Source organism: Dehalococcoidia bacterium (assembly GCA_040902535.1).
Classification (GTDB): domain Bacteria; phylum Chloroflexota; class Dehalococcoidia; order DSTF01; family JACRBR01; genus JBBDXD01.
This window is the reverse complement of the sequence record JBBDXD010000014.1, coordinates 58,396-74,118: the sequence shown is the minus strand read 5'-3', so window position 1 is coordinate 74,118 and position 15,723 is coordinate 58,396. Positions and strand designations below refer to the sequence as shown.

17 protein-coding genes and 1 tRNA gene are annotated in these 15,723 nt (G+C 64.0%); 9 read left to right on the top strand and 9 right to left on the bottom strand.

The window, feature by feature from the left end; all coding sequences use genetic code 11:
* Positions 1 to 3: 3 nt before the first annotated feature.
* Entirely contained in the window at positions 4 to 954 is a 951-nt protein-coding gene (gene folP, locus WEB52_06680; GenBank protein MEX2226115.1) for a dihydropteroate synthase, read from the bottom strand.
* 31 nt (positions 955 to 985) lie between these two features.
* Positions 986 to 1,654 (bottom strand): hypothetical protein, encoded by a 669-nt coding sequence (locus tag WEB52_06675; GenBank protein MEX2226114.1) that lies wholly within the window; start codon positions 1,652 to 1,654, stop codon positions 986 to 988.
* 179 nt (positions 1,655 to 1,833) lie between these two features.
* Here WEB52_06675 and WEB52_06670 point away from each other — a divergent pair, with 179 nt between their 5' ends.
* Positions 1,834 to 2,049 carry a hypothetical protein gene (locus WEB52_06670; GenBank protein ID MEX2226113.1) on the top strand — a complete coding sequence of 72 codons (216 nt, stop codon included), beginning with the start codon at positions 1,834 to 1,836 and terminating at the stop codon, positions 2,047 to 2,049.
* 54 nt (positions 2,050 to 2,103) lie between these two features.
* Positions 2,104 to 2,505 carry an EVE domain-containing protein gene (locus tag WEB52_06665; protein MEX2226112.1) on the top strand — a complete coding sequence of 134 codons (402 nt, stop codon included), beginning with the start codon at positions 2,104 to 2,106 and terminating at the stop codon, positions 2,503 to 2,505.
* 120 nt (positions 2,506 to 2,625) lie between these two features.
* Here WEB52_06665 and WEB52_06660 read toward each other — a convergent pair whose 3' ends face one another.
* Together WEB52_06660 and WEB52_06655 are read right to left on the bottom strand one after the other, a co-directional pair.
* Entirely contained in the window at positions 2,626 to 3,552 is a 927-nt protein-coding gene (locus WEB52_06660) for a hypothetical protein (protein ID MEX2226111.1), read from the bottom strand.
* Positions 3,553 to 3,577: 25 nt separating this feature from the next.
* Positions 3,578 to 3,651, bottom strand: a tRNA-Gln gene (locus tag WEB52_06655).
* Between the two features lie 165 nt (positions 3,652 to 3,816).
* Here WEB52_06655 and WEB52_06650 point away from each other — a divergent pair.
* From WEB52_06650 to WEB52_06635, 4 genes are all read left to right on the top strand, one after another.
* Positions 3,817 to 4,965: an iron-containing alcohol dehydrogenase gene (locus WEB52_06650; GenBank protein MEX2226110.1), complete on the top strand. Its 1,149-nt coding sequence runs from the start codon at positions 3,817 to 3,819 to the stop codon at positions 4,963 to 4,965.
* Positions 4,966 to 5,072: 107 nt separating this feature from the next.
* Positions 5,073 to 5,510 (top strand): hypothetical protein, encoded by a 438-nt coding sequence (locus WEB52_06645; GenBank protein ID MEX2226109.1) that lies wholly within the window; start codon positions 5,073 to 5,075, stop codon positions 5,508 to 5,510.
* A 4-nt stretch (positions 5,511 to 5,514) separates the two neighbouring features.
* Positions 5,515 to 6,555: a GntG family PLP-dependent aldolase gene (locus WEB52_06640; protein ID MEX2226108.1), complete on the top strand. Its 1,041-nt coding sequence runs from the start codon at positions 5,515 to 5,517 to the stop codon at positions 6,553 to 6,555.
* A complete protein-coding gene (locus tag WEB52_06635; GenBank protein MEX2226107.1) occupies positions 6,552 to 7,370 on the top strand; it encodes a DUF3108 domain-containing protein in 819 nt (272 codons plus the stop codon). The genes WEB52_06640 and WEB52_06635 overlap by 4 nt, the downstream gene beginning before the upstream one ends.
* A gap of 77 nt (positions 7,371 to 7,447) precedes the next feature.
* Here the strand turns inward: WEB52_06635 and WEB52_06630 are convergent, their stop codons facing one another.
* From WEB52_06630 to WEB52_06615, 4 genes are all read right to left on the bottom strand, one after another.
* Positions 7,448 to 7,699 (bottom strand): Lrp/AsnC ligand binding domain-containing protein, encoded by a 252-nt coding sequence (locus tag WEB52_06630; protein ID MEX2226106.1) that lies wholly within the window; start codon positions 7,697 to 7,699, stop codon positions 7,448 to 7,450.
* A 95-nt stretch (positions 7,700 to 7,794) separates the two neighbouring features.
* The gene (locus tag WEB52_06625; protein ID MEX2226105.1) at positions 7,795 to 8,610 is read right to left on the bottom strand and encodes an FxLYD domain-containing protein; all 816 of its coding nucleotides are present in this window, start codon (positions 8,608 to 8,610) and stop codon (positions 7,795 to 7,797) included.
* 484 nt (positions 8,611 to 9,094) lie between these two features.
* Positions 9,095 to 11,569 (bottom strand): ATP-dependent Clp protease ATP-binding subunit, encoded by a 2,475-nt coding sequence (locus tag WEB52_06620; GenBank protein ID MEX2226104.1) that lies wholly within the window; start codon positions 11,567 to 11,569, stop codon positions 9,095 to 9,097.
* A 215-nt stretch (positions 11,570 to 11,784) separates the two neighbouring features.
* Positions 11,785 to 13,422 carry a S1 RNA-binding domain-containing protein gene (locus WEB52_06615; GenBank protein MEX2226103.1) on the bottom strand — a complete coding sequence of 546 codons (1,638 nt, stop codon included), beginning with the start codon at positions 13,420 to 13,422 and terminating at the stop codon, positions 11,785 to 11,787.
* A 222-nt stretch (positions 13,423 to 13,644) separates the two neighbouring features.
* On the opposite strand from WEB52_06615, the gene WEB52_06610 reads away from it, so the two are divergent.
* The 3 genes from WEB52_06610 (at position 13,645) to WEB52_06600 (ending at position 14,628) form a co-directional block, all read left to right on the top strand.
* Complete coding sequence (locus tag WEB52_06610) at positions 13,645 to 13,740, top strand: AURKAIP1/COX24 domain-containing protein (GenBank protein ID MEX2226102.1); 96 nt, start codon at positions 13,645 to 13,647, stop codon at positions 13,738 to 13,740.
* Positions 13,741 to 13,834: 94 nt separating this feature from the next.
* Positions 13,835 to 14,314, top strand: a complete 480-nt coding sequence (locus WEB52_06605; GenBank protein ID MEX2226101.1) for a hypothetical protein — start codon at positions 13,835 to 13,837, stop codon at positions 14,312 to 14,314.
* Between the two features lie 98 nt (positions 14,315 to 14,412).
* Positions 14,413 to 14,628: a helix-turn-helix domain-containing protein gene (locus WEB52_06600; GenBank protein ID MEX2226100.1), complete on the top strand. Its 216-nt coding sequence runs from the start codon at positions 14,413 to 14,415 to the stop codon at positions 14,626 to 14,628.
* Positions 14,629 to 14,658: 30 nt separating this feature from the next.
* Here the strand turns inward: WEB52_06600 and WEB52_06595 are convergent, their stop codons facing one another.
* Entirely contained in the window at positions 14,659 to 15,309 is a 651-nt protein-coding gene (locus tag WEB52_06595; GenBank protein MEX2226099.1) for a phosphoribosyltransferase, read from the bottom strand.
* Between the last annotated feature and the right edge of the window lie 414 nt (positions 15,310 to 15,723).

The window sequence follows — 15,723 nt, the reverse complement described above, 5'->3', positions numbered from 1 at the left end:
TGCCTATGTCTTCGGTTCGTGAGGCTGGATCGTCGTCCCGGCGATCGGCTGAGCGCTGGACGCCCAAGGCCACGACTCCCCCGTCGCCGCGTAATCTCCCGGCGCGCTTCGCACAATAGCGTCGGCTATGCGCGCTGCTTCCACGTTCGCCCGCACGTCGTGCACCCGCACAATGTCGGCGCCGGCGGCAATCGCGAGCGCGGTCACCGCGACGGTCGCGATATCGCGCGCGGACGGTGGCAGTCCTGTCACGCTGCCGATGAAGTGTTTCCGCGAAGCTGCGACGAGGACCGGGCGTCCCAGCGACGTGAATTCGCGAAGCCGTCGCAGTACCTGCAGGTCCTCGTCGTGTGACTTTCCGAACGCGATCCCGGGATCGACGATCACCGCATCGGGCGCGAGGCCGGCGCGCTCGGCGACGGCGATCTGCTCCTTAAGGAGCGCGAGGTGTTCGGCAATGAGATCGTCGTAGCGGGGCGGTTCTACGGGACGCACCTTCGGCCGCTCATACGTGTAGTTGATCACGAGCGCGGCGCCATGTTTTGCGGCGGCTCGCGTCGTGCTGGCATCGATCTTGAATCCGCCAATGTCGTTGACGATGTGCGCTCCCGCCTCCAGCGCAGCATCGGCGACGGCGCCCTTGTAGGTATCGACGGAGACGATCGCACCCGTCTCCGCGCTTATGCGACGAATCGCTTCGCCAACCAGTTCTGCCTCCTCGCCGGGTGCGCGTGCCGGCACGTCGGCGCGTGCGCTCTCGGCGCCCACGTCGATGATGTCGGCGCCATCGGCCACTGCGGCCGCCGCATGGCGCACGGCGGCGTCGAGGTCGGCGCCGATTCCATCGCCTGAGAATGAGTCGCTGGTGAGATTGAGGATCGCCATGATGTACGTGCGCGCGCCCAACGGAAATATGCGGTCGCGCGCGCGGAGCACAGTTCCGTTGGACGTCACGGGAGAACCGAGCGCAAATGAAGCACGACTGTTAGTCAGGCGCCTGGAACTCGGGCAGCTTGCCGAGGGTGTCATCGTCGATACTGACGCGGACGATATCGCCGACAACCTCGTCGACGTACTGCATGGCTAACACGACATCCTTCGTGAACACGAAGCCGCGCCGAATGACGAGTGCGCTCAGCTTGCTGCTTGTATCGTCGTATAGAACGCGCTCGACTTCACCGATTTTTTGATGCGGGCTGAGTCGCCATACCGGCGCATCCTTGCCGATCTCGGCTTCGTCCGGGCGCAGCGCCATCGTTTGTTGCAGCAGGTACGGGCCCGGTTCGCCCGGAATCGACATCACCAAGCGCTGGACATCGGACGAGTCGGGGAAGCCGGGCTTCGCATCGGGCACGCGGATGAAATACTCCTCCAGGTAGTCGGTCGACAACTCCTTGAATTCGTCCGCGGACATCGTTAGGTGAATCTCGTCCGACGTGGCCGCTGCAAGGGCGCCGAATGGCACGACGCGGTCGTGGGACATGCCCCATCCGCCCTTCCACAGCGCTTCGCCGCTGCGGAAGATGCCCGTGTCCACGACGATATGGGTAAGGCGCCACGATTCGGTATCGACGACAAACCGGCTCAGCGTGCCCAGCCTGTGTCCATCGACGCTGACCACGCCGGCGCTCAGGTGAAGATCTTCGAGGTCCATGCGTCTCTTTTTGGCGGCTTCGATAACGGATAGTGACGGTTGCGATTATGGTAGCTCATCGCGGGCGCCGGGACAGCAGTCGAGATTACACCAATTCTTAATCCGCTGCCCCATTGCACCGAGTGGCGAGCGGCGTATAATCGGCGACGCTCCCTCAACCACGTCAAGGAGGACGACCGATGGATCGCGTCTCCCAACTTGCCGAAGAGCTCAATATGCTCCTCGACCGCCTGCACGAGGAGGCCGTCGGGCGCGACATGCGCTCACTCATGGCGCCTCTCGCGTGGCTGGACGAGGCTAACGGCTGGCTTCGACACGAACTGACGTACACGCGCGCAACGGAATCTCCGGACACCGTGGCCTTCACGTATATACCTGTGCAACTCCGCAAGTAGCCGTCCGCCGTGGTACGCTCGCCGCAATGCTGATGCAACGGTGGAGCCAAAGGCATGGCCTACTTCCTCGCGAAGACCGATCCCGAGACGTACTCGCTCGACGATCTTAAGAAGGACGGGCAGACCGAGTGGGACGGCGTCCGCAATCCGGCCGCGATCAACGCAATCAAAGCGATGAAGCCCGGTGACAAGGTGATCATCTATCACTCGCAGAAGGAAACGGCAGTCGTCGGCCTGGCTGAAGTCGTTTCGGAACCACGCCCCGATGCGAACGATGGCAGGAGTTGGGTCGCCGACTTCAAGTACGTGAAGCACGCTAAGCGACCGGTGACGCTGCGCGAGATCAAGGAGTCACACGAGTTCGACGATTGGGCGCTCGTCCGCATGGGCCGTCTCAGCACGATGGAAGCACCCGCCGCGTTCTGGACGTGGCTGCAAAAGCAGGGCGCGTTCTAGACATACAGGAAACGACCTCGCCGCAGACGAGGTCGTTCGCTCCCCCACCCGAGGCGCCGCTTGTGAGCCGCACCATGGCGGTCGCCGAAGGCGCGGGAGCGCGCGCGCCCGGCCGTCGTGCTAAGCATCGGCGCCGCCTGGATGGATCTGTTGCCATTGAGGCTCGGCGGTGGCCCAGCGCCAGGTGGTGGTCGCGACCAGTGGTCGGCCCGGCTCGACCACAAACACACCGGCGCCCGGCACGCCGCGCGCGGCGAGGTTGAACGCATCGGCGGCACACGTCTGGGGTTCAAGGCATACGGCGTGCTCGGGCGTGTAGACCATCGCGTGGTCGACGTTTGCGGATGACTCCATCCACAGCTCAAGGTCGTCCCAGCGCAGCCGCAACGTGCCCGACGGGCATCGATAGCAATCATCAAGCCGGCGTGCATCCAGCGGGCGATACGCGCGAAGATCGTGTTCGCCATCGACCGGAAGGAGACGCCCGGTCGGAACTTGATCGCGTAACTCGTATCGCGTCGACGCGTCGACCTGCGCGTGCACATGCTCAGCGCCATAGATCTGGCGCCGGAACCACGGGTGCCAGCCCGCGCCGGCCGGAAACGGCGTGCGCGCGGCATGCACTTCAATGGTTTGCGCGACACCATCATCGAGAGCTTCAATGTGCTGCACAGCATGGCCGCCGAAGGGCCACGTCTCGTCGAACACGATGCGCAGCGCACACGCACTATCCGTCTGCGCATCGACAGTCCATTGCCGGTCGAAGCAGACGCCATGGATGGCGTGCGGTGTGTCGTTGGCCGCCAGGAGGATCGTCTCCCCTCGCCAATCGAAGCGCGCGTTCGCGACGCGGTTGGGCCAGGGCGCCATCACAAACGAGCCCCAGGTCATCGGATCGCGTTCGCCCGGCATGATCTCGACCGGTTCGTGCAGCAACGACACCCATGCGCCGCGATGGAGCGCCTCGATCTGCGCGATGCGCCCACCGAGTTCAGGGGCGATCGAAATGCGTGTGCGCGCACCTTCGAGCCGGACGATCTGCGTCATGTGGCACCACGCGGGAAGTGAGCACTGGCTGCCGGACTAGGATTCGAACCTAGATTCACGGCTTCAAAGGCCGCTGTCCTACCATTGAACGATCCGGCATAGGCACAACCATACTAGCGAATGGCTTGCAAACACCGGCCCGAATGCGTCGGCGACGGCCCGCCTCCGGCACCGATCACCGGCAGATTGATCGAAGCGTCGCCGTTATGCATAGTGTCTCCGCCTCGGAGGCAGACGTACACATCCGTCCAGACAGGAGGACACATGCCATCATTCGCCTTGCGCGTCGAGACCGTCTTCGGTGATGGATCGATCGCCGAACTCGGGCAGCGCGCCAAGGCCGCCGGCTACAAACACGCGCTTGTCGTCACGGACCCGGGCATCAAGGCTGCGGGGATACTCGATTCGGTGCTTTCGTCGCTGGATGAGGCCGAGATCGCGCACAGCGTCTACGACAACGTTACGCCCAATCCGACGATTCCCGAGGTTGATGGCGGCACGCAGGCTTTCCATGACGCCGGGGCGGACTTTGTCGTCGCGGTGGGCGGTGGCAGCGCGATGGACGCCGCCAAGGGCATCGCCGTTACGGCGCAGCTCGGCGGCTCCGCGAAGACGTACTTGTTTGGGGCGGGCACGGTGCCGTTTCCGGCCAGCATGAAGCCGCTGTTCACGATTCCCACGACCTGCGGCACGGGCTCGGAGATCTCGCCGGCAGCCGTGATCACAGACCCCGATACGCATTACAAGCACCTGCTGCTGAACACCACGCCCAACGTCGCAATCCTCGATCCGAACCTGGTCGCGAAGATGCCGCCGCCGATCACCGCTGCGACGGGCATGGATGCGCTGACGCACGCGATGGAGGCATACGTCAATCCGGGCAACACGCCGTTCACACGCATGTTCGCGACGCGCGCCATTCACCAGATCAGCGCCCACTTGCGCACGGCGGTGAACGGGCCTGACCGGACGGCTGCACTGCGCAACATGCTGTATGCAGCGAACATCGCTGGCCAATCGATGGCATCCGGCCTCGGCCAGGTCCACGGACTTTCGCACGTCGTCAGCGGCCGCCTCGGCACCGCCCATGGCGTCGCGAACGCGATCTTGCTGTCGCAGGTCTTCGACTACCACAAGGACTTTCTCAAGGAACAAATGCTGGAGATTGCACCGCTGATGGGGATCAACGCGCACGGCATGCCGGCTGACAAAGCAGCGGCGGAGATCGTGAAGAATGTCCGGTCGCTCCGCAAGGAGATCGGCATCCCTTCGAAGCTCAGCGAGGTCGGCATGAGCGAGTCCGACGTGCCGCAGTTTGTCGATGATGCGCAGAAGTCGCAGGGGATCTTTATCGCCGCACCGCGACCTGCGACGGCAGAGGACCTTTCAGCAATCTACAAGAGCGCGCTCTAGGCTAGAGGAATGTACGAAGGGACGGACGGCCTTCCTCGCGTCCGTCGGACGATCGCACGCTTGTTTGGCCACCGGTGCGAATCTAAAATGACGTTGGGCGAGGAACTGTGAGCACCGATTTTGGCATTGACCTGGAAGAGGTGCGCCGTGTCATCGACGGCGCGGTGGTCCTCGTGGTGCGATTCTCTCTCACAGACCGGCGTTTGCTCGTAGACACACGGACGAACGATGCCGACGGCCCGTTGGTGCGCGTCGTGCCGCCCGTAGCGTCGGGCGAGGAGCGCTTCAAGGCGTTGCGCGCCCTGCGGCCAGGATTCCCGCCACCTGAACGCATCCTGACGTTTCAGTGGCCGCGTCACGCGCGATCTCTCGTCGACTCGGGACTGTGGGAGCACCTGGCGCGGCGCGCCGTGGCGATCGGGGGGCCTGCGACATCGGACGATTGCGAGGCGGCGATGCGCGAACTGATCGCCGCTGAGCGCCGCGCTGAGATCACGGCGATACGCGGCGGCGAGGGTTTCAAGACGCTGTGGGAACGGGGTTAATACCATGGCCGGCCGCATCATCGACCTGCGATCTGACACTGTGACGCTGCCGTCGGACGCAATGCGCCGCGCCATCGCCGGGGCGGCCGTAGGCGACGATGTCTACGGCGAAGACCCCACAGTGCGAAGGCTGGAAGAACTGGCCGCCGAGCGTACCGGCAAGGAATCCGCGCTGCTCGTCGCGAGTGGCACCATGAGCAATCTCGTCGCCATCATGGCGCACTGCGCGCGCGGCGACGAAGCGATCGTTGGCAGCGAGGCGCACATCCTGCACTACGAAGTGGCAGGCGCGGCCGGCGTGGCAGGCGTTCAGCTGCGGGCCGTCCCGAATGACGCGCGCGGACGAATCAGTCCAGCAGATGTAGAAGCCGCCGTGCGAGGCCAGAACGTGCATCTGCCGCGCACGTCACTCCTCTGCCTCGAGAATACGCACAACCGCTGCTCGGGCGCGGCGATCACCGCCGACGACACGCGGGCGCTCGCGGAGGTCGCACACCGCCATGGTGCGCGCGTCCACATTGACGGCGCCCGTATCTTCAACGCTGCGCTTGCGCTGGGAAAGACCGTCGCCGAGCTTTCCGAGCCCTCAGACTCCGTCGGCTTTTGCCTTTCGAAGGGGCTCGGGGCGCCCGTCGGGTCCGTGCTCTGCGGCTCAGGCGCGTTCATCGCCAGCGCGCGCAAGATGCGCAAGATGGTCGGCGGCGGCATGCGGCAGGCCGGCATCATCGCCGCCGCCGGCGTGTACGCGCTGGAGAACATGGTCGGGCGGCTCGCCGACGATCACGAAAACGCACGTCTGCTCGCGCGCGGCCTCGCCGCACTGCCCATGGTCGACCTCGACCCGACGAACATCGACTCGAACATCGTCATCTTCGACGTGCGCGTCGACTGGATGAGCTTTGCGCGTGCGCTGAAGCAGGGCGGCGTGCTGACGTCCGCACCGGTGCCCGGACGCATCCGCGCCGTCACGCACTTCGGCATCGAGCGCGCCGACATCGAAGATGCGCTGGAACGCGCTAGTAACGCCGCCGCGGCGCTCGCATGACGCTGCGACGGCTCGCGCTTGCCGCGACCCTGACCCTGACCGTCGCTATGGGCGTCCTCGCCTGCGGCGACGAGGACCTGGAACCGGCAAACGAGATCGTCATCGATGTACCCTGGACCGCGCCGGAGTCGTATGAGTACATCCTGATGGATGACGACGGCCAGGAGCAGGGATCGGGCTCGCTGAGCGTGATCGAGCAGGCGGGGCGGTTCGCGATCATCCAGGACTTCGACGACGAGGATGGCAATTCAGACCGCTCGGTATTGCTCGTCGATGCCGAGACGCTCGAGCCACTCGCCGGCGCGCGCGAGATCGTCGACGCCGAGGATGATCGCCGCGTGCTGCTGGATACGCAGTACAGCGAGCTGAGCGACGGCTCCTACGGCGTACGCATCCGGGAACGCAACTTCGACCCGGCCACGGAAGAAGACCCGGAAAGCGAGCGATGCAATCCGCTCAAGCTGCCCGAGAACGCGTACGACAACGACTCGTCGTTGTTTCTGTGGCGGACGATCCAGTTCGAGGAGGATCACGACGTGATCTACACGGCGTCGATCCCGAACAGGCGGCTGCGACGCGACGTGACGCTGAGCGTCATTCGCCAGGAACGCGTCGAAACCCCCGCCGGGTCGTTCGACGCCTGGTACATGGCGATCCTTGCCGAAGGGCAGTCGCACGAAGCGTGGTTCGCCACCACGGACGACCACAAACTCCTCAAATACGACAACGACAACGTGATCTTTCTGTACACGGGAGATGCGCAGTCACCGCCGCAGTTCGAGGAACCGCGCGGCGTTTCTGAGGAATGCGACTAGGTGAGTTGTAAGGCTTAAGTTGTGCGTCGCGCGCGCAGTGGCGATCTACTTACAACTTAGAACTTATAGCTTCGGCGTCACCCGAGCTTCACTGCCAGGCACGTCGTCGTGCGTTGCACGCCTTCGACCTTCTGCACGCCTTCCGTGATGGCGTTACCGAGCTTGTCCAGGTCATCTGCCTCGAGCTGCACGATGACATCGAACGGCCCGGTCACCGTATCGACGGCGAGCACACGCGCCTCGTCGTGCTTGACGCCGCGTATCGCCTCGCCGACAGCCTTCGCCTTGCCGACTTCCGCCTCGATGAGTACGTACCCGCGCACCGCCATGATCGTGTCCTTCCGCTGGTGTTCGCTGCTGAGATGATCTTATCCGGCGGCGTCGGCCGCGGAAACGCCTGGCGCTATGGAGTGCTACGGGCGCTTCACGAGGGAGGAGGGACACGGGGAGCGTCGTCGCCGTAAGCGATGATCTCGGCCACTTCCGGATCAACAGTCGACGGCACGATCGCTTCGAGCGTGACCGACTCGCCGGGCTCGAGCGGGACCTGGGGGCTCGTCGCGGCGCTGCCGAGCAGCTGGCCCCCCTGTTCGCGAAGGACGAAGCAGACCCCCGAGACCCAGAGGCGCCGGTCGGTGTCATTGACGATGGTCCCGCCGACGGTGTTGCCGTCGCGGCGTACGTTGCGGGTACGGAGCCTGTGGTAATCGAACTGCGCAACCCGCCCTTCGATGCCGGAGATGACGGGCGTCGGCGAAGCGGCCGACCCGGGAAGCGGCAGCAGGAACGTCATGGGAACGGGTTCGCCCCCCGCCCCCATCACGCCGTCGCATCCCGCGGTCGCGTATTCTATGCGGTCGCCGGCCGATCCTTCGACGTAGGCGTCGAACTGCGACGCGTCAAACGTCAAACCTGTCGTGTTCACGGCGCTCGCCGCGACGAGCAGGAATCGCCCGCCCGATGCGCCAGTGACGATCTGCGTCGACTCGAAGCGGATGTCCCGCGCATCAATCTTTGGCACCGCGCAACAGCCGCGGTTCGCCTGCGGAAAGAACTCCACGTTTGCGTCGGCGGGGAACGAGTTGAAGTAGATAATCGCGGTGACGCTCTCGTCACGGGCGAGCGAGCTGGGCCGGACGTAGGAATTGCCAACTTCGAGCAGACGTCCGTCGGGAGCGCGCAGGTTCGCGCAAATGGTAAGTCCGCGGAGGTCCTCGTCGGTATTGTTCGTGAGCCGCACGAACGTAGTGGCGCGCGGGATCGCGTTCGATGATCTCCGGGCGGATGTCTACGGTACGCCGTCCGTGATCGACGGTGAAGCTCTCAGCGACGAAGGTGGCCTTCAGCGGAGGTTGGAGGCCGAAGTGCGCCTCCGGGCCGAAGATCTGGAACGTTGCCGTCTCGCGGGGGGCGAGTTGTTGCGGACAGGTGGGCGCGGCGACGGAGTAGTGTGTGCCGCTCGGATCCACAATTTCGGCGCGCACCAGCGATTCTGACACGAACTCGTTTCCAGTGTTGCGAACTTCGCCCACCCATGGCCCGGCGTCACCGCGTTGCGAAGACGACGTGACGCATGTCGGAGCGGCGGACGCCAGCGCCAAAATCGTGAGCGATGCTAAGAAGGGCGCTCTCATGGTTCGTATAACGCCTGAGCGCGCAAAAGGTAACCGACAAGAAGCCCCTCGCAACCGCGAGGGGCTTCTGTCGATTCGGTCTCGCCGGGCTTACGTCAGCGCCGGCTCTGCGGGCTCTGGCTCCTTCTTCTCCATGACGAGGTCCTCGCCCTGGACATCGATGAACACCGTGTCGCCGGGGCCGAAGCGCTCCTGGAGCAGCGCCTCCGAAAGGCGGTCCTCCAGTTCGTTCTGAATCACGCGGCGCAGCGGCCGGGCGCCGAACACGTGGTCGTAGCCCTTCTCGCCGAGCCAATCCTTCGCGGCGCCCGACATCTCGAGCGCCACGCCCTTGAGGATGAGCTGCTTCTCGAGGTCCTTCAAATCCAGCTCCACGATGCTGCGGATGTGCTCCTTGCTCAGCGTGTGGAACACCACCTGCTGGTCGATGCGGTTCAAGAACTCCGGGCGGAAGACGCGCTTCAGCTCTTCGAGCACCTTGTCCTTCATCCTCGAGTACTGCTGCTCCGCCGTTTTCACCTCGTCCTTTTGGACGCTGAATCCCAGGTTGCCTTCACGGCGGATCAAGTCCGACCCGACGTTGCTCGTCATGATGATGATCGTGTTCCGGAAATCGACCCGCCGGCCCTTCGCGTCGGTCAGGTGCCCGTCATCGAAAATCTGCAGCAGCATGTTGTAGACGTCGGGGTGTGCCTTCTCGATCTCGTCGAGCAGGATCAAGCAATAGGACTTGCGCCGCACGGTGTCCGTGAGCTGCCCGCCGTCGTCGTAACCGATATAGCCGGGAGGCGCACCGACCAGCCGCGAGACGTTGTGCTTCTCCATGAACTCGCTCATGTCGAGCTTGATCATCGAGTCTTCGCTGCCGAACATGAACTCCGCGAGCACGCGCGGCAGGTACGTCTTGCCGACGCCGGTCGGGCCCAGGAACATGAAGACGCCGATCGGGCGCTTCGGATCCTTCAGGCCGGCGCGTGAGCGCCGCACGGACTTCGCGATCGCCGTGATCGCTTCGTCCTGGCCGATCACGCGGCTGTGCAGCACGTCTTCCATCTGCAGCAGCCGTGCGGACTCCTCGCTCGCGATGCGCGCGACGGGAATGCCGGTCCACATGCTGACGACTTCGGCGATGTCCTCTTCGGTCACGACGGGCTTTTCGCCCTCGCGCGCGACCTCGAGTCCTTCCTCCATCGACTCGATCTTCTCCTGGAGTTTGACCTCGCGATCGCGCAGCTCCGCTGCGTACTCGTACTGTTGCGATGAGATCGCCGCGTCCTTCTCGCGACGCAGCGACTCGAGCCCGCGCGACGCTTCCTTCAGTGAGGGCGGCGTCGCGGAGCGCCGGATGCGCACGCGGCTCGATGCTTCATCGACGAGGTCGATGGCCTTATCGGGCAGGAAGCGGTCCGCGACGTAGCGCGATGCCAGTTCCGCCGCGACCTTCAACGCTTCGTCGGAAATTGTCAGCTTGTGGTGCTCTTCGTAGTTTCCCTTCACGCCCTTGAGGATCTCGATCGTCTCTTCGACGGTCGGCTCCTCGACGACGATCGGCTGGAAGCGGCGCTCGAGCGCAGCATCGCGTTCGATGTGCTTGCGGTACTCGTCGAGCGTTGTCGCGCCGACGCACTGGAGCTCACCGCGTGCAAGCGATGGCTTCAGGATGTTCGCCGCATCGACCGCACCCTCCGCCGCGCCCGCGCCGACAAGCATGTGCAGCTCATCGACGAAAAGCACGCAGTTGCCGCTCGACTTGATCTCTTCGATGACTTTCTTCAGGCGCTCTTCGAACTCACCACGGTACTTCGTGCCCGCGACGAGCGATCCAATGTCGAGCGTGAGCAGGCGCTTGCCTTGCAGCGTTTCCGGCACGTCGCCGGCGACGATGCGGTGCGCAAGCCCCTCGGCGATAGCGGTCTTGCCAACGCCGGGCTCGCCGATGAGTACGGGGTTGTTCTTGGTGCGGCGCGACAGGATCTGGATGACGCGCTCGATCTCCTTGCTGCGTCCGATCACCGGGTCGAGCTTGCCCGCGCGTGCCGCCTGCGTCAGGTCCATGCCAAGCTGATCGACCGTCGGCGTGCGGGTCGATGACCGCGCGCCGGCGCCGGCGCTCTGCGGCATGCTCTGCGAGAGAATGCGCGTCGTCTCCGCGCGCACGCGCTCCAGGTTCACGCCGAGGCTTTCGAGCACGCCCGCCGCGATGCCTTCACCCTCGCGGACAAGACCAAGCAACAGGTGTTCTGTGCCGATGTAGTGGTGATTCAAGCGCCGCGCCTCATCGACCGCTAACTCGATGACCTTTTTCGCGCGCGGCGTCAGGCCGATCTCGCCGAGCACAGCTCGGTCGCCGCGGCCGATGATGAACTCGACCGCCGAACGGACCTTGTTGAGTTCAACGCCGAGGTTGGCCAATACCTTGGCGGCAACGCCATCGCCCTCACGGACGAGGCCGAGGAGCAGGTGCTCCGTGCCGATGTAGTTGTGATTGAACCGCTGAGCCTCTTCCTGGGCCAGGGTGAGGACTCTGCGGGCGCGTTCTGTGAATTTATCGAACCGGTCAGCCATCGCTCCGCTCCAACCATATAATTGCTAACCTTGCCTATCGATTCTAGCACAACGGAAGCGGCGAGTCTAGTAGGACGATGTTGCGATCGGCTCGCGGGCCGGTACGTACATCGGTCTTCGGACTCTTACAGATGCGTCTCGACCGGCGATCCCCTTATCTCCGTCGGGCCGCACCCGCGGCCCGGATCCGTCGGGCTCACTTCGCGTTGCGCGCGCTATTCGGTTTTGTCTGTCTCTTCCGTCACGGGTGTGGCGGCGGTGCTGGTGTCGGCGGCGGCCGGCTCTTGCTCGCCGGCATCAGCAGCAGCCGACGGTATGTCGGCAGCACCTGCGTCGTCGACAGCCTCCGTCGCATCCGCGGGCGTCGCTTCCGTTGGTTCGGTCGACGCCGCCGTGCTTACTGGCTCCGCCGTTGCGTCGGTGTCGTCTGCGTCGACCGCAGCGCTGGCCGCTTTGAACGCTTCCGCCATTGCCGTCGAAGGCGCTTCTTCTTCCACCGGCGGCGGGGGGGCTGCCGGCGTCTCCGGCGCTGCCGTCGCTGACACTTCGTCGTCGGCTGTCGTGACGCCCGCCGGCTCGGCGTTCTCCGCGAGCGCGCTCCGAATCTCCTCCGGCGACCGCTGCGGAATCGCTACGCCTTCTCGTTCTTCGAACTCTCTGCGCACGTCCTCTGGTACTTCGATAACCTCGCCGGCGTCCGTGAACCGGAAGCCCATGCGCTCGCCTTCTTCGCGCGCTTCGCGCAGGCTCAGCCCGAGCCGATGCCGGTCGCGCTCGATCCGCACGATCTTCAATGGCAGCAGATCGCCCTCGCGCACGACTTCCTTCGGGTGCTGGATGCGCCGGTCGACGAGTTCCGAGACGTGGATCAGCCCCTCGACGGGCCCCTCGATGCGTGCAAATGCGCCGAACGTCACCAGCTTGGTCACCATGCCCGGCACGACGCGACCGACCTCGTACTTGTCGACGATGTCATCCCACGCTTGAGGCTGCGCGCGACGCAGGCTCAAGGCGATCTTCTTCGTATCGGGGTCGACCTTCATCACGTATACGTCGACTTCGTCGCCGATCTTGTACATGTCCTCCGGCGACCGGTTGCGATCCCACGAGACTTCGCTGAGATGCGCCAGGCCGTCGGCGCCGCCGAGGTCGATGAACACACCGAAGCTCCGCACGCTCGAGACGCGGCCCTTGCGAATTTCGCCTTCCTTGAGTTCCGAGAGCAGCCGATCCTTTTGCTGGGACCGCCATTCTTGCAGCGCCGCGCGCTCAGAAAGAATCACGCGGTTGCGGCGGCGATTGATCTCGATCACCTTCAGCCGCAACTGCTTGCCAACGACCGACGACAGTCCGCCCTCACCCTCCTGATCCGGGCGCACGCCGACAACTTGCGACAACGGGACAAACGCGTGCACGCCCTCGACGTTTACGAGCAGGCCGCCCTTGTTCGAGCCGGTCACTTCCGCCTCGAACGCTTCGCCTTCTTCGTACCGCTGTTGCAGCACGCGCCAGCCGCGCTCGCCGCGGGCGCGGTCCACCGAAAGCATGATCTGTCCCTGGTCCGCCTCAGGCTGCATGACGTAGACCAGGATCTTCTCATCGACCTGCACCTTGCTGAGCGGATCAGCGCCAAGGGAGTGCATTTCGTGCGGCGGGATCACGCCCTCCGACTTTGCGCCGAGATCGACGAGCACGCCATCACGCTGGATGCCCATGATCGTCCCCTCGACGACCTCTCCGCGGCGGAGCGTCCGGAAGTCGGTCTGCGAGTCCAGCCAGCTTTGCATCGTGAAGTCTTCGTCGGAGGCGGCTACCTCCGGATCGGCGACTTCACCACTACTCAATTCCGTCAACGATGTGCGTCCTCCCTAACAAAATGAGCCGCCCCGTGCAGCGCTCCGGCTACCATGGCCCGGAGTGTCGCACCGGTCGGCCTTGACCTGAGTTTATCACAGCTTCATCTACGCGCGGAAGCGAACCCTCGTGCGCAAGCGCTCGCTCCGATATACTCTCGCCCGGCCCGAATCGCTGTTCCATCGGCTTCGCGCCAACTCTTCGAGAGGAGGAGAGCGCCTATGAGCTCTGTTGTGAAAAAGCGCCGTAAGAAGATGCGCAAGCACAAGCACCGCAAGATGCTGAAGAAGACGCGCTGGCAGCGCAAGCACAAGTAGCTCAGCGCGCCGCGCTGTAGGGTTTTTCGAAGAGAGGTCTCGTTCCGGGGCCTCTCTTTTCGTTTCGCCGAGCGTCCGCCATTACAATGACTGGGTGACTATCGCCCTGAAGCTCACTCACGACGAACCCAAGCTGGTATTTCTGGCGCTCGTCTATCACCTGGGCAGACCTGGTTCGGAGCTAGATCCCGCGACGAAGCAACCCCTCGAACATGGCCTGCGTGAGGTGAAGCTCGCGCTTGGCAATCAACTCCTTCAGGACGCCGCCGTCATCGAAGTCGACGACTACCAGGTAGAGCGTCTGCTGTCCGCCATCTACGGCTCGGTCAACGAGTTGCGCCTCTACCATATGCGTAGCGGCGCCGAGAGCACGGTCGGACGATTTACGGAGACGGCGCGAGACATCTTCCCGGAGATCGCGCCGGAGCCGGAGGCCGCGCTGGAGGTCGCTGAGTCGATGATGATGCTGCACCGGCGGATCGAGCGGGCTTTGCGACCATCACCCGAGCGCGCACCGGATTCGTTGCCTGCGGCAGACACCAAACGGCGGGGCTTATGGCCATTCCGCCGTTGACATAGACCGCGAAACCGCCCGTGCTGCGCGCTTCCCTCGCTTGACACTTCATGTTACAATCGGTCATCTGATATAGCGGATTAGTAGTGGGGCCGCGGATGGTCACCAGCCCGTTCGAGAACTATCTGGACCTCGTGGAGGCGGCGCGCACGCTGGGGATCCACCCTCAGAGCCTGCGCCGCCTGATTAAGCAGAAGAAGGTGCCCGCGGTTCTCTTCGCAGGCAAGTACCTGATCGAACGGGACAAGCTTGAGATGTTCAAGTCGAACTACGACCCCAGGCCGGGCCGCAAGCCGATACGAAGGCTCCTCTAGCCCGACACCCGCCTCCTGCCCCATGCACCCCTACCCTTCGCGCGTCGCTTCGAGGTACGCCATGCTCTTGCGATACCAGTCGTCGCCGATCTTCCCGCTCGAGCGCAGGTAGGTCAGCAGGACGTCGAGGGTGAGGACGGACACGAGGCGGATGCCGAGTTCTTCGAGCTTTGAGCGGCCCCCCGACTGCCGGTCGAAGAGCACGACGGCGTCCCGAACGAACAGCCCCTCGTCGCGTAGCCGATTAGCCGTAACGAGGACGCTGCCGCCGCCGGTGATGAGGTCGTCCATGATGAGCGCGGTCTGGCTCGGGTGGTAAATCCCCTCGACGTCGAACTCCAGGTCGTCCTTGTGAGGGTGCAGGTAGATCAGCGGCACCTTTGATGCCAGCGAATAGGCCTGTCCGATGGTCATACCGCCGAATGGCACGCCGCAGACCACGTCGAACTCGTCGATCTGCGGATGGCGCATCGCCTGCAGCGCCATGATTTCGTGCTGCAGGATGTGCGCGGCTTTCTGCAGCGCCGTCGGATGCGCAATCAGCAGCCGCAGGTTCACGTAAATCGGCGAATTGACCGTCGTGCGGCCGAGCGTGAAGTCGCCAAACTGCACGGCACCGAGGCGCCAGAGCGTATCGGCAAGCCAGAGGTTGGACTGGTTGGAAAGCGCTTCGTCGCTCATGGGGCAAATGAAAAGGCCTTCCGATCGGGAAAGCCTTTTTCATCGACTATGTAGTCTTGTGTCTTTGGCAGACCCCATGATAGGAAACCCCCATCACGGCTGGGATTTAGCTTCATCAGAAGTCCCGTATGCCAGCGAATGTTCTTGGAGCCTGCCTTGTCGGCGCGCCCTGCCCATTGTGAAGACAGGGCTCACCAGTCAACTTGCCAAACACCCCAACGGATGCGGTTGTTCATGAAGCACCTCCTTGGTCCATTCAGTGCTCATGTGCGCCCGTCCGGATCGGGCACTTTCTAACATATTGCGGGATCGTCCGACCTGTCAAGCACGCCGTGTGAAGCAGGCATCACAAAGGGGCACAATTCGTCCTCCATGCTGCCTGCCGCTCGCGGGCGGGAGTATTATCGACACCGA

Bases quoted from the DNA above. Each gene is read 5' to 3' on its own strand.
- WEB52_06675 (MEX2226114.1), bottom strand. From the start codon at position 1,654: ATGGACCTCGAAGATCTTCACCTGAGCGCCGGCGTGGTCAGCGTCGAT.
- WEB52_06670 (MEX2226113.1), top strand. From the start codon at position 1,834: ATGGATCGCGTCTCCCAACTTGCCGAAGAGCTCAATATGCTCCTCGAC.
- WEB52_06665 (MEX2226112.1), top strand. From the start codon at position 2,104: ATGGCCTACTTCCTCGCGAAGACCGATCCCGAGACGTACTCGCTCGAC.
- WEB52_06660 (MEX2226111.1), bottom strand. From the start codon at position 3,552: ATGACGCAGATCGTCCGGCTCGAAGGTGCGCGCACACGCATTTCGATC.
- WEB52_06650 (MEX2226110.1), top strand. From the start codon at position 3,817: ATGCCATCATTCGCCTTGCGCGTCGAGACCGTCTTCGGTGATGGATCG.
- WEB52_06640 (MEX2226108.1), top strand. From the start codon at position 5,515: ATGGCCGGCCGCATCATCGACCTGCGATCTGACACTGTGACGCTGCCG.
- WEB52_06635 (MEX2226107.1), top strand. From the start codon at position 6,552: ATGACGCTGCGACGGCTCGCGCTTGCCGCGACCCTGACCCTGACCGTC.
- WEB52_06630 (MEX2226106.1), bottom strand. From the start codon at position 7,699: ATGGCGGTGCGCGGGTACGTACTCATCGAGGCGGAAGTCGGCAAGGCG.
- WEB52_06620 (MEX2226104.1), bottom strand. From the start codon at position 11,569: ATGGCTGACCGGTTCGATAAATTCACAGAACGCGCCCGCAGAGTCCTC.
- WEB52_06610 (MEX2226102.1), top strand. From the start codon at position 13,645: ATGAGCTCTGTTGTGAAAAAGCGCCGTAAGAAGATGCGCAAGCACAAG.
- WEB52_06600 (MEX2226100.1), top strand. From the start codon at position 14,413: ATGGTCACCAGCCCGTTCGAGAACTATCTGGACCTCGTGGAGGCGGCG.
- WEB52_06595 (MEX2226099.1), bottom strand. From the start codon at position 15,309: ATGAGCGACGAAGCGCTTTCCAACCAGTCCAACCTCTGGCTTGCCGAT.